The sequence below is a fragment of the Micromonospora sp. WMMD1102 genome, assembly GCF_029626265.1.
Classification (GTDB): Bacteria; Actinomycetota; Actinomycetes; order Mycobacteriales; family Micromonosporaceae; genus Plantactinospora.
In genome coordinates, this window is the sequence record NZ_JARUBN010000001.1 from 8,517,907 (window position 1) to 8,539,750 (window position 21,844).

A 21,844-nucleotide genomic window follows, 5' to 3' on the forward strand; every position below is an offset into this window, starting at 1 on the left:
ACGAGCTCGCCGGCGCGCTCGCGGTGCCCGGTTGGCACCGGTGGTTCACCGATGACTGTGCGCGCACCGGCCAGCCGGTTGACACCGCCGGCTGGCGGGACGTCGTGGGGTGGCTTGACCCGTTCCTGGACGGTGCCCAACAGCGGCTGCGGGACCGACTGGCGAAACGGTGCGACGGCACCGGCCTGCCCCGTGAGCTTTCCCGGCTACCCGAGCTGGCCGCCCGCAGGTGGCCCGTACACCGCGTCCTCCGGCCAGCAATCCAGACCGCGATGCTGGAGTTCCACGTCGCGCAGCAGCGGGGCAACCTGCCAGCACCAGAGTGCCAGGAGAGCTGGCGGGAGTTCTCCACCCGGTTGGCTGGGCGGCAGGCCCGGTGCGCACTCTGGCGGGAGTATCCGGTTCTGGTCCGGTACGTCATCGAGACGTACGCCGGTTGGGCGGACCGGTGCGCGAGCTTCGTCGACCGGCTTCTTGCCGACTGGCCCGCCATCCGGGGTAGCGGTCTGGTCGGTCCCGACCCCGGCGAGCTCGTGGACGTCACGGTCGCAGACGACATGTCTCGCTCTGTCGGCATCGTTCGCATCCTCCACTTCAAACGATCACGGCTGGTGTACAAGCCGCGATCGGTGACCCCCGATCACGGCTTCTCCGCCGTCCTCGACTGGTTCAACGAGGCCGGACCCATCCATCAGCTTCGGGTTCCCCGCGTACTGGACCTTGGTGACCACGGGTGGATGGAGTACATCTCGTCCGCCCCGTGCCGCGATCGGGAGCAGGTCGACGCGTTCTATTGGCGAGCCGGTGTCCTCACCGCGCTGGTGCACCTGCTGCGCGGTCTCGACGTCCATGCCGGCAATGTGGTGGCCGCCGGCGAGCATCCGGTCCTGATCGACCTCGAGACGCTCCTGACGCCACAGCCCCCGGCCGACGGTGGCTCGGCCGAGGAGCTGGAGGCGGGCATGTCGTCGGTCCTCGCCACCGGTCTCGTGCCGTCGGTCGCGCTCTACCGGGACGAGGACGGTGTCCTTCAGCCGTTCGACTATTCCGGGTTCAGCGACGCGGCCGGGCGACCGGCGGCGGTCCGCAACATGGTTCCGGCGCGTGACGAGCACGGGTGCCCAAGCCTGGTCACCGTCCGCCCGGTCATGCCCGCGTACCTCAATATGCCCGTCCTGCACGGGCAGCGAGTCCCGCTGGTGGCGCACGAGGACGCCTTCGTCACCGGATTCGAGACCGCGTTGCGGGTCGTTGCAGCGGACAAGGAAGGCTTCCGGGCCGGGCCCCTGCGGCAGCTGTCGCGAGCGCGGACCCGCTACATCCCACGCCCGGTCCGGGTGCATCTGAAGCTGCTGGCGGCGAGCCTGCATCCCAACCTGCTGCGCGACGGCCGTGATCGGAGCGTGCTGTTCGAACGGTTGTGGCGCACCCCCAGCAGCGGCGGAGGGCATCCGGCGATTGTCTCGGCCGAGATAGAGGCGCTGCACCAGGGCTGCGTGCCCGACTTCTCGGTCCCGGCCGAAGACCGATCGCTCATCCTCCCGGACGGCTCTTCGATCGCCGACCACTGGCCGGTCAGCCCGCTGAATCGGGTCCGGCACCGCTTGGCCGGCCTGGCTGAACCGGACATCCGCCGGCAGGTCGAGACGCTGCGACAGGCGATCGCGACAGTCCGGCCAGCCACCGCCCGGATTCCGGTCCCGCGCCGCGTCACAGCGGCAGAGCCGACCCGCCAGCAGTTGCGGGACGCGGTGCACGGCTTGGTCCACGAGGTGCTACAGGCAGTCGCACCGATCGGTGAGGAGCCGAGTTGGCTCACCTTGGACCTCGTCGACGACCGGATCTGGGTGCAGCACCTAGCTCAACCCGGGTTCCACGCCGGCCTGTCCGGGATCGGATTCCTCCTTGCCCACGCGGGTCATCTTGAGCGGATCCCGGAAGCCACCCGGATGGCCGAGCGCATCGCGGATCGCCTAGCGCGCCAAGCCAGGGCGATGGCCGACGGGCCGGAACAGGACGTAGGCCTCGGCTGGGGCACCGCTGGCATCGGTTATTTCCTCACTGCGCTGACCGATCTGGCCGGCGACGACCGGTGGCTACCAGCCCTTGAAGACCTGTGCTCCCGTACCACGCGCGCCCTGGGCGATCCGGTGCCCGCCGATCTCATCGGCGGCGCGGCCGGTTCGCTGCTCGCGGCGCTGGCCGGGCGGCCGGCGGTTCCGGACTCGCTGGCCCGCGCCCATCTGGGCGCAGCGGAACAGGCGCTGCTACGGGCACTGACAACCCCCCAGCCGGTGGCGCCGGCGCCACCCGACGCGTCGCTTTTCCGTGGGTCTAGCGGCCATCTCCTAGCGCTCGGCCGCCTCCTGGACAGCGGTCTGGCCGATGCCCCGGCAGCCGTGGAGGAGGCAGTGTCGAGGCTGTGCCAGCCGGACGCCGACCGGCTGCCCCCGGCCGAGGCGGGTGGGTGGGGCGCCGGCGGGGTCGGTGTAGCCGCGGCGCGGCTGGCGCTGGTCCACTGTCGGCTGCCCGCACCGGTGGCCACCAGGTGCCGGGAAGACCTCGACCGGGTGCGGGAGACCATGGAGCGCGCCGGGTTCGAGTCCGACGCGGTCGATGTCTCCGACCTCTCGCTGCACACCGGCCTGTTGGGCAGGCTCGAGGTGCTGCGGCAGATCGCCGCGTACGACCGGGACGAAGGCTTGGCCCGGCGGGTGCGCCGGGCCTTGGCGGTGGCGCTGGAGCACGGGCTCACCGCGGACTGGCCAGGCAGCGCGCCGGGCGGCGCGTTCCACGTCGGCTTTGTCACCGGTGTCTGCGGTACAGCCTTCGCCCTGCTGGCGGCGGCACACCCCGACCACCTGCCCGATGTCCTTACGTTCGACGTGGGCCGAGCTATCAGTTAGGAGGAGGACGGTGGCCAGAATTCGCTACCAGCCACAAGCCTCCATGGCCGAGTGTGGCGCGGCCTGCCTGGCCATGGTCTTGACGTACCTCGGACACCAGGTGAGCGTCCGCGAGATGCGCGAGCGGCTGCGCGTGGGCCGGGACGGCACCTCCGCGCTCGACCTCGTCCGAGCTGCCCGCGAGGCCGGGCTGACCGCGGAGGGTCGGCGATTTTCCAGTTCAGACCTGTCCCGCGTCGCCCTGCCCGGAATCGCCTACCTGCGCCACAGCCATTTCGTGGTGGTGGAGCGGGTCAACCGGCGCAGCGCTCTGATCATCGACCCGGCGTACGGCCGCAGCAAGGTGCCGCTCAGCGAGTTCGATGAGGAGTTCGGCGGGGTCGTGTTGACCTTCAGCGGCGTGGCGCGGCCCCGCCGCACGCCGCAGCCCGGGCTGCTGCGGTTTCTCCTCGACCAGGCGCCACGCCGCCCAGGTGCGCTCGCGCTGATCGCCGCGACGTCGCTGCTCATCACGTTGGCGAGCATGCTTCCGGCGTTCGTTACGGGATTCACGATCGATCACATCCTCCCTCGCGGCTCAACGAGCCTGCTGCTGGTGGCGGGGCTTGCGTTCGGGCTGGTCATCCTGGGTCGGCTCCTGATCGGCTTTGTCCGCGCGAGTGTGCTCGTGCGGCTCCAGGTGGGCGTGGACGAGCAACTGACGGACCGGCTGGTCCACCATCTCTTCCGGTTGCCCATGCGGTTCTACGACGGGCGCACCAACGGTGACCTGCTCAACCGGGTGCGGAGCAACGCCGTCATCCGTCAGGTGCTCACCACCCAGGCCCTGGTCGTCTTCCTCGACCTGATGACCGCGCTGATCTACCTCCTGCTGCTGGTGGTGGTCTCTCCCGGCCTCGCCGCGATCATCGTGCTGATTGCCCTTGGCCAAGTCACGTTGCTCCTGGCCACGGCCCGTCCGTTGCTGGCTATGGCCCGGCGCGAGATCGAGTTCGGGGTCCAGCAGCAGAGCCTGGTGCTCGAGTCCCTGACCGGAATCGAGTCGGTCAAGATGTCCGCCCTCGAGGCGCCGATCCTGGCCCGGTGGCGGCGGATGTTCTCTGCGGAGCTTCATGCGTCCACGCGTCGGCAACTGCTCGAGAGCAGGCTCGACGATCTCACCGACGTCGTGCAACTGGCCGTGACTGCGGGATTTGTCCTGATCGGCGCGCATGCCGTGATCGCGGGTGAAACGGCGCTTGGTGCCATGCTGACCAGCGCCTACATCGCGGCCGGCCTGCTCGCCCCGCTGTCCAACCTGACCAAGCAGGCCCGGTCGCTCCAGGTCGTCACGGTGCACCTCGCCCGACTTCGCGACGTGCTGGAGGAGCCGCCCGAGACCGCCCCGGTGGGCCGGACGACGCGACTGTGGTACACCGAGGTCGAACTGCGCGGAGTCAGCTTCTCGTACGGTGGCTTCGGCAAGCCCGCCCTCCATGACGTGTCGCTGCGGGTTCCGGCCGGTTCGTTCGTGGCGATCGCCGGCGCGAGCGGATCAGGAAAGAGCACGCTCGCCCGGCTCCTGCTCGGGTTGTACCGCCCGGACGCGGGTACCGTCCTGATCGGCGGTCGCGATACGACCGCCATGTCCAGGGAAGAGATCGCACGGCACTGCGGGGCGGTGGCGCAGGAACCCGCGGTGTTCAGCGGCACGATCCTCGATAACATCGTCATCGCGCGCTCGGACGCCAGCGAGCATGAGATCCGCCATGCCGCACGCCTGGCCGAGCTGGACCGGGACATCGCCGCGATGCCAATGGGCTACCACACCCACCTGTCCGAACGCGGCGCGGGCCTGTCCGGCGGTCAGCGCCAGCGTCTCGCGCTGGCCCGGGCCCTGGTCGGCCAGCCACGCCTGCTCATCCTCGACGAGGCGACAAGTTCGGTCGACGCCGACACCGAGCTGTCGATCTTGGCGAACCTGCGCACCCTCGGCTGCACGGTGATCATCATTGCGCACCGGCTCAGCACGATCCGAAGCGCCGACCGCATCGCGTTCATGGCAGACGGCCGGATCTCCGAGTACGGAACACACGACGAACTGTGCGCATGGGGTGGACGGTACGCCACGTTGATTGGCCGCCAGCAGCTACCGATGGGACCGAGTGGCCGATCGCAGACGATGCACGCGGGCTGGTGACCGCCCTGACCAAGTGGGCCGGATCCCAGGGTGTAAGAGGGTGGTTCGGTAGCATTCGTCCATTGTGGGTTTGGGTCGGCATGTGAATGTGAGCCGTGGTCCGAGACAATTTGTTCACCTACGGCAAACTGGATCGGACCGGCTCGGTCAAGCTCGTGCAGCGTCAGGTTGCTGACCAGCCCGAGCTCGGTACTGGATCGAGCCACCAGCGTGGGGTGTGTCGGTGGCGAAGACCAGGTGGCGTCCCGTCCACAGGCTGAGTGCCTGACTGTTGACCGGCACCGCGAGTGCCTAAAGCCGGGATGAAGACGGCGTCTGCTTGGTTGTCCGCATGATAAGGCGAATCCTCGTGGTGCTGGCTGTGGTTTTCGCTGGCTGGTCTGTGGAGCCTGTCCGATTGTCTGTGTAACTTCCTATCCTGTCTAACTATCGGACATTGATGGGGATACGGTCTGGGAAGAAGATGTCCAGCGAGTTGAGGGCCTGCTTCCAGCCGTGGACGCCGGCGCCTTCGACGAGACGGGGCGGTGCCTGTCGGGCCTGGGTGCGGGGTTTGCCGGCCTCGGCAGCGCGTTGCCGGGCTCGTTTGTCCTCGATGTCGGCGATGGCCAGCCAGATCAGCTTGACCACGGCGTCGTCGGTGGGGAAGTGTCCCCGGTTCTTGATCACCTTGCGGATCTGGTAGTTGAACGACTCGATCGCGTTGGTGGTGTAGATGATCCGCCTCACCTCGGGTGGGAAGGCCAGGAACGGGGTGAAGCGGTCCCAGGCGCGTTCCCAGACGGCGACGGCGGCGGGGTACCGCTTGCCGAGCGGGCTGTCGGCGAAGCCGAGCAGGGCCGTCTCCGCGGCTTCGACCGTCGGCGCGGTGTAGATCTCCTTGAGCGCGGTGACCATCGCCCGCCTGTCCTTGTAGGACACGAATTTCATCGCCGCCCTGATCAGGTGTACCACGCAGGTTTGCACGGTGGTGTGCGGCCACACGGCCTCGATCGCCTCGGGTAGGCCGGTCAGCCCGTCACAGCAGGCGATGAGCACGTCCCGTACGCCACGGTTACGCAGTTCGGTGCAGACCTGCATCCAAAATTTGGCCCCCTCGGCCTGCTGGACCCAGATCCCGAGGACGTGCTTGACCCCGTCCACACCCACGCCGACCACGAGGTAGCAGGCCTTGTTCCGCACCGTGCCGCCGTCGCGGACCTTCACCATCAGCGCGTCGACGTAGACGATCGGGTACACCTCATCGAGGGGCCGGGTCTGCCACGCCTTCACCTCTTCCAGGACTTCGTCGGTGATGGTGGAGATGGTGTCCGGACCGACCTCGGTGCCGTACACCCGGTGCAGATGATGCGAGATGTCCCGCACCGTCATCCCACCCGCGTACAAGCTGATGACCACATCCGAGAGGCCACCCAGACGGCGGGTGTTCTTCGGCAACAGCACCGGGGTGAACGTGCCCGCCCGGTCCCTCGGCACCCGCACCTCGACCGGCCCGACCTCGGTCTGCACCGTCTTCGGCGTGTGCCCGTTCCGCGAGTTCCCGGAGCCCTTACCGACCGGATCATGCTTGCCGTAGCCGAGATGCTCGGTCAACTCGGCCCGCAACCCGCGTTCGAGAACGGCCTTGACCAACTCCGACAGGAACCCACCCGGCCCGGTCAGCCGCAGTCCGTCACCCTTGACCTGCGCCAACACCGCGTCCATCGCCTGATCGTCGACCAGATCCGCGACCGCCTTCCGCGCGGCCCGCTTCGCGGCTTCCTCATCGAGTACCGGGCCGGCCAGGGGCAGCCTCGGCCCGTCAGCGGCGATCCGTTCCCGCACCCCCCCCAGCTCCTCGGCGTCCACCGCCAGGCCCTCACTCCGCGGGTTGATCATCGACATAGTCATCACACTTGTCCTGTCTGTGCCGACCGGCTCCTACCGGCCATAACGGATATTCCCCTCAATCCGTTACACAGATCTCTCTACAAGCCCGGTCTGTGGTCGTATCCCCTGCCCGGGCTATCAGCGGCGGCAGTCCAGTTCCGGCCGGCGAGTGGGGATTTATCGCGCGACGGCGGCACACCCACCCGCATCCCCTTCGGCCAAAACGGCGACGTCCCCGCAATCGGCCGCTACGAAAACAGCGCCTACGACAACCTCGCCATCTACCGCCGCTCCGACGCCTCCTTCTACATCCGCCCCGCCAACGGCGGCCCCACCATCCGCATCCCCTGGGGAAACCCCGGCGACATCCCCGCACCCGCCTACTACGAAGGCGGCCCCCACACCAACATCGCCGTCTACCGACCCACCACAAACACCTTCTACATCCGCCGCGCCAACAACACCACCCTGCCCGTCCCCTTCGGCGACGGCCTCCTCGGCGACTACCCCGCCCCCGGCAAATTGCAGTGAGTAACCGGTCCGGGGGCAGCGAGGGTCAGGAAAGGCATGTCAGGGGACCTCCTGAGAGGACGTCTGATATGCGTGCTCGTCGGTTATGCTGGTTTAGTCGTGAGCCCCTTTGAACTGTGGGTTCTCCTTGGTGGCAGTCTCATCTGTCGAGCCAGGGCCGGTCTCGTGGCGAACCCGACCTGGGCCGGGACGCTGGCGGCGGTGAGCCGGGTTCGCCGTTGGCCGCGTCTTCGTCAAACTCGGTCGTGCGACCGTTGCCTGCGACGTAGGCGCGTAGCCCCCGCCCTGCCCCTTCCTCGGCTCGGCCCAGGGCAGGCGTCGTTCGACGTCGTCCGTGCGGGGTACTCGACGACGACGCCGGCGGCAGCCGCACTCGGCGATTGGTGGCCGAGCAAAAAGCGCCAACGACGTAGCGAGGGAGTCCGACAAGTACCCGGCTCCGGTAGCGGAGGCCGGGGGTCCACGCTAGTGCGCGTTCGGGTCGAGGTCGTTGAGCGGGTCTTTCCGGGGTGAGGGGGTTGCCTGGAAGTGGAGGAAGCGTGTGAGGCTATCCGGGTGATGGTGATTCTCGACGCTCCACGTCACCTTGATAGATCTCACCCACGATACCGGCGCACCGGATCCAGACACCGTTCAGCTCTGACCCCGCCGGTACCTCCGCGGCGCGGCGCTTTGCAAGTGAGGCTGCCAGCGCTTGGGGCTTTCGCCGACGTTGACGTCGAACTTGCACCATCTGTACTGCCTGGCGTCATGCCTGACGATCGTGAAATCACCGGCGGGTGGTACACAGCATCGCCCGACTCATGATGCTCGGCCGCAAGCGTAAGCAGCTCCTCGACCAGCTCGAAAAGCTGCGCCAGGAGATATTGCCCGAGATCCAGGCCGCAAACGCGGCCGGCGTGCAGCAAGGAAAGATCGCCGAGGTCAGCCACTACACCCGCGACATGATCCGCGAGATGTGCCTACCACCAGACAAGGCCGAGGCGGAGCGGGAGAAGCGGCGGCAGCGGACCCGCAGGCTGCCCTGATCACTACCGAGTCGGTAGCCACCGATCCAGGAACGGCGGCCCACGCCCGGTGACCGGCTCCAACTCGTACACCTCGGGGTGGGAAGCCACATCAGTCATGGCTCGGTGCCGTGGCCGTTCGCCGCCGATCAGCAGTTTTGCCGCCAGGACCTGCTCCGCCTACCCTCGCCGAAGCCGGGTGGCGACCACTGCCGCAGCGCAGTGGGTCGGAGACTTCGGGGTGGAGTCAGGGATGAGGGCGGGAACAGTCCAGCGAGCGGACCGGTCGGCGCGCTGGGAGCGCTTCACCGCGGTGCCGTTGACGGTGATGTCGGTGGTCTTCCTGGCTGCGTACGCGGCGCCGATCCTGCGTCCTGGCTTGGCGCCCGTGTGGCGCAACGTTTGTGCTGTGGCGTCTGTCGTGATCTGGCTGCTCTTCTGGGTCGACATGCTGGTGCGTCTCAAACTGGCCACCGACCGGCGCCGGTTCCTGCGAGGTCACCTGTTCGACCTTGCCGTCCTGGTACTTCCGGTGCTTCGACCGTTGCGGGCCGTACGACTGATCATGGTGGTGCTGACGATCAGCCGGCGCACGGAGGTCTGGGCGCGGGGCCGGCTCGCTGTCTACGGCGCCACCACCACCGCGCTGCTCGTGCTGGTCTCCGCGCTGGCGGCACTGGACGCCGAGCGGTCGGGGCCCGAGGCGAACATCACGTCGTTCGACGAGGCCCTCTGGTGGGCGACGGTCACCATCACCACAGTCGGCTACGGCGACCACTATCCGGTGACCACGACGGGACGATTCGTCGCGCTCGGGTTGATGATCGGCGGTATCGGCCTGATCGGTGATTGTCACGGGCTCGCCTCGGTGGCCACCCAGTCGCCGGTGACCGCACGCGTAGGTGCGGTCACCGCCGTCGTACGGCCCGGGGCAACTGTCGGAGGGAGTGGGTCGCTCGTCGCGGTGGTCACAGAAATTCGCTGCGATAGGTCGGAGCCAGCTCGACAGCGCGGCGCCGGCGTTCCGCGAGCTTGTCTGGCGACAGTTGCGGCGGCGGCGCGTCCATGCCCGCCACGACGTCGCCGATGCGCATGAAGTACTCGTCCTGCCCGGCCGGCGTACACACGCACAGCATGCGGGCCGGTGCGCCCGAGGTGTTGCGGAAGTTGTGCGGCGCGTTGGCCGGGATATTGATGGTGGACCCGGCCCGTACGACGTGCTTCTCGCCCCGGAAGGTGAACTCGGTCTCGCCCTCGAGGATCGTGAACATCTCCTCGAAGTCGTGCCGGTGCGGCGGCGGCCCGCCGCCGTCCGGGACGCGCATGTCGATCAGGCAGTACCGGCCGTTGGTCTGCTCGCCGGTGATCAGCATGCCGTAGGTGTTGCCCACCAGGGAGATGTATGTCGTGCGGGGTCGTCGGGATTTGCCACGGCCAATGAGCGAGACGGGTCGTCGTCGGGAATCACTGTGGTTCGTCTCCTTATGGTCGGTGATCTGGTCATCAGGCTTAGGCGACGGTCATGACCACCTTGCCATCGGGCAGCGTGCCCACGGCCCGAGTTGGCGTGCACGGCCGGCGGCGTGGTCGGCGATCGTGACCTCGGCCGGAGTGGGGTGGGTGCCCGACTACGCCCCGCAGGTGCCGTTCTCAGCCCCGCCGACCGGGCCGAGCAGGCGTGGGCGGCGTTGCTCGCGGCGCCGCGCAAGACGGGCCTTTCTCCCGCGCCTTCTCCCTTCGCGCGTGTCAGGCCGTGGGCGCGAGGACGACCGTCTTGCCCGGCAGCTCGCCCGCGCCGGCTTGGGCGTGCAGTGCGGGCAGGTCGGCCAGGGCCACCCGCTGGGCGACGTCGACGCGCAACTCGCCGGTGCTGATCCGAGCGGCCAGGTCGGCGAGTTGGTCGGCGTCGCTGCGGACGAACAGGTCGATGCCGCGTACGCCGCGCTCCTCGTCCGAGGGGGCGGGCATCCAGACGGTGGTGTTGATCAGGGTGCCGCCGTCCCGGATCAGCGTGACCAGCGCGGCGAGCTGTTCCGGGGTGACGGGCGCAAGGTTGAGGACGAGATCGACCGGCTCGGTCACCGCTGCGGCCAGGTCGGTGGTCGTGTGGTCGATCACCTTTTCGGCGCCCGCGGCTTCGACACGGTCGGCGCTGCGTGGGCTGGCCGTGGCGATCACCCGGGCCCCGGCCTTCCTCGCCAGCTGCACGGCGTATCCGCCCACCGCTCCGCCTGCGCCGTTGATCAGCACCCGCTGACCGGCGGTCAGGTTGCCGTGGTCGAACAGCGCCTGCCACGCGGTCAGGCCCACCAGCGGAAACGCCGCCGAGTCAGCCAGCGGGATGTTCTTGGGAGCCCCCGTCAAGCTCTCCGCCGGCGCTACCACGAACTCCGCGGCCGCACCGGCACCCGTCATCGACAGGAGGCCGACGACCCGGTCGCCGACCGCGACGTCGTCCACGCCGTCACCGAGGGCGTCGACCGTGCCGGCGACGTCGACGCCGGGAGTGTGGGGTAGCTCGACCGGGATCGGGCCCTGCATGTAGCCGGCGCGGATATTGCCGTCGACGCCGTTGAACGAGGTCGCGGCGACGCGGATCCGGACCTGCCCGGCGCCGGGGGTGGGCCGCTCGACGTCCTCGTAGCGCAGGACCTCGGGACCGCCGAACTCGTGGAAACGCACTGCCTTCACTGCCGAACCTTCTTTCGTGAGCGCCGTCGATGTGCCTCGAACCTGAGCAGGTTCGACCCGGAGGTGATCCCCTGCGGGAGACGTCACCCAATCTGGCAGGATCCGGCGCGGTTAGCTTGGGCCGGGCTGGCCCACCTTGATGATGGTCGGCTCCCCGGCGCCGCCGACGATCTCAGCCAGACGCGCCGCATCGGCCGAACGCGGTGCCGCGGTGAGCATCAGCGCCGCCAGATCGTCGCCCGGGATGGCGAGCAGGCTGCCGACGAGCGTGACGGCGCCGCCGTCCGGATGGATGAAAGTGGCACTGCTCTCGAAGGCCGACACCGGTCGCGGCGTGCGCCACAGGGTGTCGAACAGGCGGCTTCGGCTCCGCATCTCGTCCACCAGCGAGGCAAGCGACGCGTCGGCGGGGTAGCGCAACAGTGCGCTCTTGAGGCAGGCGACGAGGACTGCCTGATGATCGGTCGCGTCGGCCGCGGACTGCTGGAAACGACTGAACGGATCGCAGAAGCTACGCCAGGCGATGTTCCACTCCCACGGCTCCCCGGTGAGATCCCAGTGCCCCAGGGCCATGAACGCACTGTTCACGGCGACCAGATTCATCGCCGCGTCGGAGACGAACATCGGAGTGTCCGTGAACCGCTCCAGCAGTCGCATCGCGCCCGGACCGACCTGGTTCGGCACCTGCCCGTCCGCGGCGGCGTATCCGGCCAGCGCGCAGAGCCGCTCGTACTCCGCCCGCCCGATCCGTAGCGCACGGGCGATGGCGTTCACCACCCCGGCCGACGGATGGCTACGCCCCTGCTCCAACCGGCGTACGTAGTCCGCAGACATCCCCGCGAGCTCGCCGAGCTCCTCTCGCCGCAACCCCTGCACCCGCCGCCGACCGACCGGTAGCCCGACAGCCGCAGGCGCCGTACTCTCCCGCAACTGGCGCACCACGGCGCCGAACTCGTGACGTTCCACGGGCCAAGTGTGCCCCCCGGCCGGGTCAGTGCGTCCCGGCTGGGCTCACTGCGCCCCGGCAGGCTCAGTGTGCCCCGCAGGCTCAGTGCGGCGCAGCAGCTCGCTTGCGGGCTCCGCCACCGACCCCGTAGAGCCGGCCGCGGGTGGTGCGGAAGAATGCCCACATGACCGACGACCGGCTGTCCCCCCAGGGCTCCAAACTGGACACTGCGGTTCCGCACTCGGCGCGGATCTGGAACTACTGGCTGGGCGGCAAGGACCACTTCGCGGTCGACCGGGCCGTCGGGGACGAGGTGATCGCGCACATACCGGACATTCCCATCGGGGCGAAGTCCGAGCGCGCGTTCCTCAAACGCGTGATCAGGTTCCTCGTCGAGGATGCCGGCATCCGGCAGTTCCTCGACGTCGGCACCGGGCTCCCCTCGGCGGACAACACCCACGAGGTCGCGCAGTCCCTCGACCCGCGCTGCCGGGTGGTCTACGTCGACAACGACCCGCTCGTCATGGTGCATGCGCGTGCACTCCTGAACAGCGCGCCCGAAGGCATCTGCGACTACGTCGAAGCCGATCTGCGGCAGCCGGACACCATACTCACCTCGGCGCGGGAGACGCTCGACTTCGCCCAGCCGATCGGGCTCATGCTCCTCGGCGTCGTCAACCACGTCATGGACGACGAAGCGGCGTACGGCTCCGTCGCGCGGCTGGTGCAGGCGATGCCCGCCGGTAGCTACCTGGTGCTCACCCACTCCACCGCGGAGATCCACGGCGAGCCGATGCTGCGGGTGATGCGGGAGACCACCGAGCGCGGCGGCACGCCGATCCGCGCCAGGACGAAGACGGAACTCGAACGCTTCTTCGACGGGCTGGATCTGCTGGAGCCCGGCGTCGTCACCTGCTCGCGCTGGCGCCCCGACCCGGAGTCCGACGAGCCGGAGGTCTACCTGTTCGGCGGCGTCGGCCGCATCGGCTGAGCCGAGCCTCTGACGGTGACGGAGGAACGCGCGTGATCAAGGCGGTCTTTTTCGACGTCGGCGGGACGATTCTCGACGAGTCCCGCGAGTTCGAGACCTGGGCGGACTGGCTCGGCGTGCCACGGCACACGTTCTCGGCGGTCTTCGGCGCGGTGATCGCCCGAGGGCTGGACTATCGGGAGACGTTCGAGGTCTTCCGGCCCGGCTTCGACCTGCCGGCCGAACTCGAGCGCCGGGCAGCCGGCGAGCCGGAGTCGTTCGGCGAGGAGGACCTCTATCCCGACGCGCGAGCCTGCCTGAGCGCCCTGAAGGACCAGGGCCTGTTCGTGGGCCTGGCCGGCAACCAGCCGGCGCACGCCGAGACGACCCTCCGCGCCCTCGGCCTGCCCGTGGACGTGATCGGCACGTCACACGCCTGGGGCGTGCAGAAACCGGCACCGGCCTTCTTCGAACGGGTCGTACGCGAAGGCGGTGGCGACGCGTCCGCGATCCTGTACGTCGGCGACCGGCCCGACAACGACGTACGCCCGGCCGGCGACGCCGGCATGCGGACCTGCCTGATCCGGCGCGGACCGTGGGGGCACATCCTCGACATGCCGACCGTCGCCGAGCGGTGCCTGTTCCGGATCGACTCGCTGGACGAGCTTCCCAGCCTGGTCGCGCGGCACAACGGGACAGGCGGTTAGCTCCAGCCGCCGTCGACCGGGTTGTCGGCCGGGTCGGGGCGAGACGGCTATCGGGCCATTGCCGCCCGGATGAACTCGGCGACCACCGTCGAGTGGTTGGCCTGGGTGAACAGCCTCGCCCGGCGTGGGATCTTCCACCCACGGGACCGCAGGTAGGCCGCCGGGGCGGAACCGGCCGTGACCGGGCTGGCGCACTCGAACATCAACCGGGCGCCGGGATCCCATCTCCGGCCCGGCTTCGCCGGCAGGGTACGCGGTTCCTGCACGTCGTGGTCTGTCACGTAACAGGAGACCACGGTGATCCCCGACGCCCTCATCGACTCGACCGTCGGCCGGGGATCGCCGTCCGTCGGCTGGCCGTCGGAGACGATCACCAGGGTCGGGTCGACGGAATCGCTCCGGTTCGCCAGTTCCCGCTCGAACCGTTGCTGCACCGCCGACATCGCCGCGCACATCGGCGTACTGCCGTAGACGAAGGCTTCCATGCTGCCGGCCGTCGCGGCTCGGCTGCCGAACAGCGCGGCCACCTCCTCCACCCGCATGGTGGTGTCGCCGGCCCGGTCGAGCGCAGCGCCCAGCTGCTCGGTCGCCTCGTCCGGAAAGAGGGCGATCAGGTCCGCCATGCTGTACTCCCGGGCCCCCAGCTTCCGGATCAGCTCCTCGGCCTCGCCGATCCTGCGACGCATTCTCTCCAGGCCGCCGGACCGGGCCACCTGCAACGACACCCGTAACGGCGACACGTCGTCGTTACGGATCGACCGGCCGAACCGGAGCCCGTCGCTGGCACGGCGGAACAGCCCCTTCCGGGACCTGTCGTCGCCCGCATCGGCGGAGCCGACCTCCGGCGTCTGGGTCAGCATGGTCGCGTGCCGGATCTCGTCGGCGGAGAGTCCGGGCAGCCGGTTGGCGATCGCGGCGACCAGTCCCGGGCTCCGGCGCAGGTTCGCGACGATGGTGGCCGCCTCGTCGGCCGCCAACTGGGTCCTGATCCACTCGCCCCAGCCCGCCCGGCCGTGCTGGGCGGCGATCGCCGCCAACTCCGCGACCGGGTCCGCGGCGGCCGGCGCCTCGGTTTCCGCGCCCAGCCGGAGCAGTGACAGCAGGTCGGCCACCGGCACGGAACTGTCGCGCAGTCCGAACGCGTAGCCGAAGACGTCGACCCGCAACCCCTGCCGGCCCGCCGCGCTCTGGTGGTGTCCGAGCAGCGGCGCGGCCCGGTCGGCCAGGGTGTCGAAGGCGGCCCGTACGGCGTCGAACCGGCTGGCCGGGTCACCGGTGTCGTTCCGGATGCTCGACCGCATCGAGTCCGACACGTCGACCGCCAGCCCGACCAGCGCGCTCTGCTCGGCCATCATCTTCCTCCACGGTGGGCCACAGGGCACCGCCGGTCCGATCGTCCATCCAGGACTGTCACGACGGTTGAACACCCGATCGCCGCGCCGACGCATAGTGGACAGCGCGCAGCCGGCCCGGCCGGTATATCTGAACGCTTCGATCGACGGTGATCTGTCGCCGACTCGACAGTTGCCCACCGGCGTCAGGAAGGACATCGCTGACGACCGTGCGTCAGGAAGGACGACCCGGATGACCCTGCCGCCGAACTCCGGCCCGACCGCCGACCGACCGATGCTGGTGGGACTGCTCGCCGACGTGTCGGCGTCGATGATGACGTCGATCCAGAACCGGTCCGGAGCGGGCGGCAGCCGGCTGGACAGCCTGCGCACGGCTCTGGACGACCTGATCGCCAGCGCCGCGAAACACTGCGTGGAGGGCGTCGGCGGCCGGGTCAGCCCCCGGTTGCGGCTGTTCGCGTACGGCTTCGGCTTCGGCAACCCGCTGGCGTTCCTGCTCGGCGACGGCGGGGCGAAGGTGCGGGACCTGCTCGACCTCGACAACGGTCACCCGTCGGCGGTCGGTATCGACCAACTCGCCCGGAACTGGACGACCTATCGTGACCACATCTCCGGACTGGTGCCGAGCATGTTCGGGGACACCCCCATGGCGCTGGCCTTCCGCGAGGCCGAGCAGCGGTTCCGGGTCGAGCTGGCCAGCGGCAGCTACACCCGCCCGCCGGTACTGTTCGTCGTCTCCGACGGAGAGCCGACCGACGAACCCGCCGCGGCGGTGCGGAAGATCGCCGACCGGCTGAAGGCGGCCGGGGTGACGATCGTGTCCTGCCTGCTCACCGACGAGGATCTCACCGAGCCCCGCCGACTGTACGGCGCCGCGCAACCGGATTGGCCCGCCGGTGCCCGGCTGATGTTCGACTGCGCCTCGGTGCTGCCACCAGGCTCCCCGTTCGACGCCTACCTCACCGAGAACCGCTGGCCGGTCGAGGCCGGTGGCCGGCTATTCACCCAGATCAACCAGTCCGAGGTGCTGGCCGAGTTCTCCAAGGTGGCGCTGAGCCCGCTCCGCCAGCCGGTGACCGCGGACCCCCGGCAGCGACCGATCCGGGTGTTCGTCACCTACAGCCACCAGGACGCCCGCTACCTGGACCAGGACTCCCTGCTCGGCTCCCTGGCCGGGCTGCGGTCGGAAGGCTTCGAGTTCTTCCGACCGGGACATCGCCACCGGCGACCTGTGGGACGACCGGATCCGCCGGGCGATCGGCCAGACAGACGTCGTGCTGACACTGGTCAGCGCGGCATTCCTCAACTCCGACTACTGCCAGAAGGTGGAGATCGCCTCGTTCCTGGCGGCCCGGAGCCGGCAGGGCACGAAGATCCTGCCGGTGATCCTGTCGCCCTGCGACTGGCAGTCGCACGACTGGCTCGCCCAGACCCAGGTCCGGCCGCGCAACGGTCAGACCCTGACCACCCACTACACCAGCAAGGGCAAGCGGGACCAGCTCTTCCTGGACATCCTCCGCGACCTGCGGGCCGCCGGCCAGCAGGTCCGCTCCGGTTCACCCACCCCGGGCTGACACCGACCCGGCGGCGCCGGTCCGCCCACCCCGGGCTGACCGACCCGGCGGCGGCCGGTCGGTCGTTTGCGGCGTCCAGCGTCGTTTCGGGGCATCCCGGGCGGTCGCGCTCATACCATGAGGGCGTGGAGTGGGTCACCGTACGCTTCGCGGGTGGGCCGGCCGACGGTACCGCCCGGGACCTGCCGGCCTCGCCCGGCGGCGGGCCACCCCGGCGCTGGATCCTGAGCAGTGGCCCGGACGGGCCGCCCGGCCCGCCCGGCGTCGACCACCTCTACGAGCTGCGTCCCGGGCGGGAGGTCGACGGCTGCCCGACGATGGTCTTCGTCCGCTCCGACCCGGTCGGCATGACCGAGTAACGTCCCGCCGGCAGCCGGCAGCCGGCAGCCGGCAGCCGGCAGCCGGCAGCCCGTGGGCCGCGGGCCGGAAATCTCCGCCCGGACACAACCCCCCGTGCCTCGGCGAGCATCCCAGTGCCGGAACCGTTTTCGGGAGGGCCGACCGGATGCAACCGCACTGGGAGTACGAGTACGTCGAGTTCGTCACCACCGCGATGCCGAGGTTGCGACGGCTGGCGTACCTGCTCTGTGGCGACGCGCACCGGGCGGACGACATCGTCCAGCAGACCTTCACCACGCTCTACGTGCACTGGCCCCGGGTGCGGAACGTCAGCCACCTCGACGGGTACGTCCGGGCCACCCTGGTGTGGTTCTTCCAGGGCGAGAAACGGCGACCGTGGTCGAGACGGGTGCGCCTCACCGACACGCCACCCGAGCCGCTGCCCCGGTACGGCCCGGACGTCGAGGAGCGGACGGTGCTGCGGGCCGCGCTCGACCGGCTGCCCCGCAAACAGCGGGCCGTACTGGTGCTGCGCTTCCTCTGCGACATGTCGGTGACCGAGGTGGCCGAGACGCTGGGCTGCGCCCCGGGAACGGTGAAGAGTCAGAGTTTCCACGGGCTGGCCACGCTCCGACGGCTGCTCGCCGAGCAGCCCGGCTCGACAACCCTGACGGCGCCGTCACCCGCCCCAGCGGCCGGAGCTGTTGACGAGCCTTCGGGGCCGACCGTCCGGGCCGGACCGTCCGCACCGACCGCGCGAAGCCAGCTGCGCTCGGAGAGCCGCCCCCGGCCGGCGACCTCCACCGGTGTCGCCCGGGCCGGCGCCGACCCTTTTCCCCGTCCGACGGACAGGAGCTGAGATGGACGAGTTCGACGACGCCGCAGCCCGTGACCTGCTGCGCCCGCTGGACGGGGAGCCGCGCCGCCCCTCCACCGTGGAGATCGAGGGCCTGCTCCGCGCCGGCCGGCGCCGGGTCCGGCGCCGCCGGCTGCTGGCCGGGGGCGGCCTGGCCGCCAGCACCGCCATGGTCCTGGTCGCGGTCCCGGTCACCTTCGCGGCGGTACGCGACGGCGAGCCCGCCGTCCCCGGCCGGGACCCCGGGTCGGTCGCCCAGCCCGGTCCGGCCCCGGGCTCCCCGACCTCGGCCGACCGGCCCGGCGCGGCCCCGAAGCCACCACCGGCCCCGACCAGGTGTACGCCGCACCGGCTCCCACTGCCGCCCGGTGCCACCGAGAGCCAGGTGCTCGACGGCGACCCGAGCGGACGCTATCTCGTCGGGGTGGCCCGGAACTCCCGCACGGCGCGTACCTGGGTGCTGCGCTGGGACCGGGGCGTGCTGACAGTGCTCGAACCGCCGGCCGCCGACCCTGGCCGGTTGCTCGTCAACTCGCGGGGAGTGGTCGCCGGCGACGGCGTCGCGGTGCGGGCCGGGAAGGCGGTACCGGTCTCCTGGGTCTACCGGGACGGCCGGTACCTCGACCTGACCGGGTCGGACGGCAGCCATCTCGGTGACGTGATGGATCTCAACGAGCGGGGCGACGTCCTCGGCGGGGTGCGCACCTTCGGCTACCAGGGCGAGCCGGCCGGTACCAAGGGTGGCCCACCGCAGCCCCCGGAGGGCGGAGCCGGTACCCCGGGCGGGTCGTCGGCGTCGCCGGGCGGCGGGCGTACCGAAGGCCACCCCGACGTGCCGGGGAGCAACCCGGTGGTCTGGCCGGCGGGTGCGGAGCGGAACCCGACCCGGCTCGCCGGGGACGGCACGGGAACGCCGTACGCCACCGGGATCGACGACGACGGGACGGTGGTCGGCGGCATCGGCGGACCCGGGACCGACCTGCCGGCCCGGACGACGGTCTGGGCGCCGGACGGCACGACGAGGGACCTGCCACCCCCGCCCCGGCATGCGGCCACCACCAGCAATCTGTCGATCCGGGGCGGCTGGGTGCTCGGCTGGTCGGTCGCGCCGCCCGGCGGGGAGCAGAAAGTCGTTCCGACCCGGTGGGACCTGCGTACTGGGAAGGCGGCCCCGCTGACCGGGCTGGCCTGGGTGGCGGCGGTCAACCGGCACGGCTGGGTGGCTGGGTTCGTCCGGGACGCGGCAGGTGTCGAAACCCCGGCGGTACTGGCCGGGAAGCGGCCACTCGTGCTCCCGTCGCCGGCCGGGGCCGTACCCGGAACGGAGGGACCGTCGGCGGTGAGCGTCAGCGACGACGGCCGGGTGGTCGGCGGGCTCGTCTCGGTCGCCCCGGCGGACGCCGCCACCGCCGCCGTCCGCTGGACCTGCGAATAGCCCACGGGTGCGGCGGAGGTCTTCCACGGTCGCCGGGATCACGGCTGAAAATACGAGGTGAGAACGATCGGCCATCGCCTATCCTCCGGATGCCGGCCACCGGACGGGGCGGGACCGGTGCGGGCGGGGCCCGCTTCTCGACGCCCCGCCTCCAGATTCGGGATCCCGATGCGCATATCGTTCCTGCGCCGCATCACACTGTCCGGTGTGGCCAGTCACCACCGGCGTCCGCCGCACCGGCCGGCAGCGCCGCGACCGGCACCATCAGCGGTCGACTGACCACGAGTGCCGGCGCTGGTGCCGCGAACACCTGGATCGGCCTCTACGAGGCCGAGGACATCAGATTCGTCGACGGTGCCACCACCGGGGACGACGGCCGGTACACCTTCGAGGGCGTCGCCGCCGGTGCGTACCGGCTCCAGTTCGCGCCGGACCACGGCAACGGTCCCCAGCAGTACTACCGGCAGAAGTCGGAGTTCTGGGACGCCGACCCGGTCACCGTCACGGCTGGTGCCACCACCACGGCCGACGACGTGCTGTTCAGCACCGGCACCGTCACCGGACAGCTCCGCACGGCGACCGGCGAACCCGCCCCGGGGATGTACGTCACCGTCCGCGACGACGAGAGCGGCGCCTCGTCCGGCGGGCTGACCGACGACGGCAGGTACCGGATCGCTGCCCTGCTCCGTCCGGCCGGAGCAGGGCGGCGACCGTTGACGGTCTAGATCGACCCTGGCTAAAGTCTGCCCGACACGGCCGACGAGAGGTTTCACCATCACATCGCTGACGCTGCCCCAGCCCGCCGGGCGGGCGCCGGAGTTCGGCCGGGACGCCCTGATCGTCTGCGAGAGCCTGGTCCGGATCTACCAGACCGGGTCGATCGAGGTGCAGGCGTTGCAGGGGCTGGACCTCGTCGTGCAGGGCGGCGAGATGATCGCCGTCGTCGGGGCGTCCGGGTCGGGCAAGTCGACACTGCTCTCCATCCTCGCCGGAATCGACGCACCCACCGCCGGGCGGGCCCGGGTCGACCGCTGGGACCTGCTGGCGATGTCCCGGGCGGACCGGGTCCGCTACCGGCGGCACACCGTCGGCTTCGTCCGGCAGCAGAGCACGAGCAATCTCGTGCCGTACCTGACCGCGCGGCAGATGGTCGACCTGCCGATGACCGCGGCCCGCACGCCGGCCCGTACCCGCCGGTCCCGGGCCGCCGACCTGCTGGACGCCCTCGGGGTCGCCGACTGCGCCGACCGGCGTCCGGGGCAGATGTCGGGCGGGCAGCAGATGCGGGTCGCCGTCGCGGTCGCCCTCGCCAACCAGCCCCGAGTGCTGCTGGCCGACGAGCCGACCGGTGAGTTGGACAGCGTCACCTCGGCCGAGGTCTTCGACGCGCTGCGGGACGTCAACCGGCAACTCGGCGTCACCGTCGTCGTGGTGACCCACGATCCCGAGGTCAGCGGCAGGGTCGAGCGGACCGTGGCGATCCGCGACGGGCGTACCAGCAGCGAGGTGCTGCGCCGTTCGGCGACCGGTGCCGACGGCGACGTGCGGATGGTCGCCGAGGAGTACGCCGTGATGGACCGTGCCGGCCGGGTCCAGGTGCCCCGCGAGTACCGCGAGGCGCTGGCGCTGACCAGGCGGGTGCGGCTCGCCCTGGAGGCGGACCACGTCGAGATCCGCCCGGACGGCGGCGACCGTGCCGCAGGCCCGCCCGACCCCGACGACCGTTCATGACCACCGACGCGCTGCTCGCCGTCCGGGGCGTCCGCCGGAGCTTCGGTTCCGGGCCGACGGCCGTGCACGCGTTGCGGGACGTGTCGTTCGACGTCGAACCCGGCACCATGGTCGCCCTGGTCGGCCGCTCCGGCTCCGGCAAGACCACCCTGCTCAACATCGTCGGCGGGCTGGACCGGCCGGACTCCGGCACGGTCGTCGTCGACGGTACCGAGGTGACCGCCCTCGACGAGGACGGGCTGTCCCGGCTCCGGCGCGGAACGGTCAGCTACGTCTTCCAGACGTTCGGACTGATCCCGGTGCTGTCGGCGGCGGAGAACGTCGGCGCCCCGCTGCGCCTGGCCCGTACCCCGACCCGGGAGCGGGAGCGTCGGGTCGAGCTGTTGCTGGAGCTGGTGGGCCTGGCCGACCACGCCGAGCAGCGTCCCGGCGAACTCTCCGGCGGCCAGCAGCAGCGGGTGGCGATCGCCCGGGCGCTGGCCGCCTCACCCCGGTTGCTGATCGCCGACGAGCCGACCGGGCAGTTGGACGCCGAGACGGGCCTGTCGGTGATGTCGCTGCTGCGCGGGGTGGTGGAGTCCGAGGGTGTCACGGCGCTGGTCTCCACCCACGACCCGGTGATGATGGCGTTGGCGGATCGGGTGGTCCAGATCCGGGACGGCCGACTCGACGACACCCCGCCCGACGCCGAGCCCGGCGGGCGCGGACCCGGCGACCAGCCCGGCCGGTGCGGACCCGGCGACCAGCCGGG

At 70.5% G+C, this 21,844-nt stretch carries 16 protein-coding genes and 2 pseudogenes; 13 read left to right on the plus strand and 5 right to left on the minus strand.

The features are described 5' to 3' along the window. Window positions 1–104 precede the first annotated feature (104 nt). On the plus strand, window positions 105–2,906 hold the full coding sequence (locus tag O7626_RS38820) for a type 2 lanthipeptide synthetase LanM family protein (protein WP_278066515.1): 2,802 nt from the start codon (window positions 105–107) through the stop codon (window positions 2,904–2,906). Window positions 2,907–2,916: 10 nt separating this feature from the next. Beyond that, entirely contained in the window at window positions 2,917–5,085 is a 2,169-nt protein-coding gene (locus O7626_RS38825) for a peptidase domain-containing ABC transporter (RefSeq protein ID WP_278065894.1), read from the plus strand. A gap of 426 nt (window positions 5,086–5,511) precedes the next feature. Here the strand turns inward: O7626_RS38825 and O7626_RS38830 are convergent, their stop codons facing one another. Next, window positions 5,512–6,753, minus strand: a complete 1,242-nt coding sequence (locus O7626_RS38830) for an IS256 family transposase (RefSeq protein ID WP_278066516.1) — start codon at window positions 6,751–6,753, stop codon at window positions 5,512–5,514. On the opposite strand from O7626_RS38830, the gene O7626_RS38835 reads away from it, so the two are divergent. The 3 genes and pseudogenes from O7626_RS38835 to O7626_RS38845 form a co-directional block, all read left to right on the plus strand. After that, entirely contained in the window at window positions 6,649–7,485 is an 837-nt protein-coding gene (locus tag O7626_RS38835) for a hypothetical protein (protein ID WP_278066542.1), read from the plus strand. The genes O7626_RS38830 and O7626_RS38835 overlap by 105 nt on opposite strands. An 803-nt stretch (window positions 7,486–8,288) precedes the next feature. Further along, window positions 8,289–8,513 carry a hypothetical protein gene (locus O7626_RS38840; protein ID WP_278065895.1) on the plus strand — a complete coding sequence of 75 codons (225 nt, stop codon included), beginning with the start codon at window positions 8,289–8,291 and terminating at the stop codon, window positions 8,511–8,513. 232 nt (window positions 8,514–8,745) lie between these two features. Beyond that, window positions 8,746–9,339: pseudogene (locus O7626_RS38845) on the plus strand (ion channel); the annotation flags it as partial. 121 nt (window positions 9,340–9,460) lie between these two features. On the opposite strand, the gene O7626_RS38850 reads toward O7626_RS38845, so the two are convergent. From O7626_RS38850 to O7626_RS38860, 3 genes are all read right to left on the minus strand, one after another. Beyond that, window positions 9,461–9,883: a cupin domain-containing protein gene (locus O7626_RS38850; protein WP_278065896.1), complete on the minus strand. Its 423-nt coding sequence runs from the start codon at window positions 9,881–9,883 to the stop codon at window positions 9,461–9,463. A gap of 355 nt (window positions 9,884–10,238) precedes the next feature. After that, window positions 10,239–11,183, minus strand: coding sequence for an NADP-dependent oxidoreductase (locus O7626_RS38855; RefSeq protein WP_278065897.1), 945 nt, complete (start codon window positions 11,181–11,183; stop codon window positions 10,239–10,241). A 111-nt stretch (window positions 11,184–11,294) separates the two neighbouring features. Next, the gene (locus O7626_RS38860) at window positions 11,295–12,149 is read right to left on the minus strand and encodes a helix-turn-helix transcriptional regulator (RefSeq protein WP_278065898.1); all 855 of its coding nucleotides are present in this window, start codon (window positions 12,147–12,149) and stop codon (window positions 11,295–11,297) included. Between the two features lie 164 nt (window positions 12,150–12,313). Between O7626_RS38860 and O7626_RS38865 the strand changes: the two genes are divergently transcribed. Together O7626_RS38865 and O7626_RS38870 are read left to right on the plus strand one after the other, a co-directional pair. After that, window positions 12,314–13,120 (plus strand): SAM-dependent methyltransferase, encoded by an 807-nt coding sequence (locus O7626_RS38865; RefSeq protein WP_278065899.1) that lies wholly within the window; start codon window positions 12,314–12,316, stop codon window positions 13,118–13,120. Window positions 13,121–13,152: 32 nt separating this feature from the next. Continuing rightward, complete coding sequence (locus O7626_RS38870) at window positions 13,153–13,806, plus strand: HAD family hydrolase (protein WP_278065900.1); 654 nt, start codon at window positions 13,153–13,155, stop codon at window positions 13,804–13,806. 47 nt (window positions 13,807–13,853) lie between these two features. Here the strand turns inward: O7626_RS38870 and O7626_RS38875 are convergent, their stop codons facing one another. Then, window positions 13,854–15,161, minus strand: coding sequence for a VWA domain-containing protein (locus tag O7626_RS38875; protein WP_278065901.1), 1,308 nt, complete (start codon window positions 15,159–15,161; stop codon window positions 13,854–13,856). 229 nt (window positions 15,162–15,390) lie between these two features. On the opposite strand from O7626_RS38875, the gene O7626_RS38880 reads away from it, so the two are divergent. The 6 genes and pseudogenes from O7626_RS38880 to O7626_RS38905 all read left to right on the plus strand — a co-directional run. Beyond that, window positions 15,391–17,091 (plus strand): hypothetical protein, encoded by a 1,701-nt coding sequence (locus O7626_RS38880; protein WP_278065902.1) that lies wholly within the window; start codon window positions 15,391–15,393, stop codon window positions 17,089–17,091. Between the two features lie 146 nt (window positions 17,092–17,237). Then, the gene (locus tag O7626_RS38885; RefSeq protein ID WP_347404841.1) at window positions 17,238–17,930 is read left to right on the plus strand and encodes a SigE family RNA polymerase sigma factor; all 693 of its coding nucleotides are present in this window, start codon (window positions 17,238–17,240) and stop codon (window positions 17,928–17,930) included. Window position 17,931: 1 nt separating this feature from the next. After that, entirely contained in the window at window positions 17,932–19,362 is a 1,431-nt protein-coding gene (locus tag O7626_RS38890) for a hypothetical protein (protein ID WP_278065903.1), read from the plus strand. An 89-nt stretch (window positions 19,363–19,451) separates the two neighbouring features. Continuing rightward, window positions 19,452–20,087 carry a carboxypeptidase regulatory-like domain-containing protein gene (locus O7626_RS38895; RefSeq protein ID WP_278065904.1) on the plus strand — a complete coding sequence of 212 codons (636 nt, stop codon included), beginning with the start codon at window positions 19,452–19,454 and terminating at the stop codon, window positions 20,085–20,087. A gap of 58 nt (window positions 20,088–20,145) precedes the next feature. Beyond that, the gene (locus O7626_RS38900) at window positions 20,146–21,093 is read left to right on the plus strand and encodes an ABC transporter ATP-binding protein (protein WP_278066517.1); all 948 of its coding nucleotides are present in this window, start codon (window positions 20,146–20,148) and stop codon (window positions 21,091–21,093) included. Continuing rightward, window positions 21,090–21,761: pseudogene (locus O7626_RS38905) on the plus strand (ABC transporter ATP-binding protein); the annotation flags it as partial. The gene O7626_RS38900 and the pseudogene O7626_RS38905, both read left to right, overlap by 4 nt. Between the last annotated feature and the right edge of the window lie 83 nt (window positions 21,762–21,844).

Bases quoted from the DNA above. Each gene is read 5' to 3' on its own strand.
- O7626_RS38880 (WP_278065902.1), top strand. From the start codon at position 15,391: ATGACCCTGCCGCCGAACTCCGGCCCGACCGCCGACCGACCGATGCTG.
- O7626_RS38865 (WP_278065899.1), top strand. From the start codon at position 12,314: ATGACCGACGACCGGCTGTCCCCCCAGGGCTCCAAACTGGACACTGCG.
- O7626_RS38875 (WP_278065901.1), bottom strand. From the start codon at position 15,161: ATGATGGCCGAGCAGAGCGCGCTGGTCGGGCTGGCGGTCGACGTGTCG.
- O7626_RS38895 (WP_278065904.1), top strand. From the start codon at position 19,452: ATGCCGGCCACCGGACGGGGCGGGACCGGTGCGGGCGGGGCCCGCTTC.
- O7626_RS38885 (WP_347404841.1), top strand. From the start codon at position 17,238: ATGCAACCGCACTGGGAGTACGAGTACGTCGAGTTCGTCACCACCGCG.
- O7626_RS38835 (WP_278066542.1), top strand. From the start codon at position 6,649: ATGCTTGCCGTAGCCGAGATGCTCGGTCAACTCGGCCCGCAACCCGCG.
- O7626_RS38840 (WP_278065895.1), top strand. From the start codon at position 8,289: ATGATGCTCGGCCGCAAGCGTAAGCAGCTCCTCGACCAGCTCGAAAAG.
- O7626_RS38890 (WP_278065903.1), top strand. From the start codon at position 17,932: ATGGACGAGTTCGACGACGCCGCAGCCCGTGACCTGCTGCGCCCGCTG.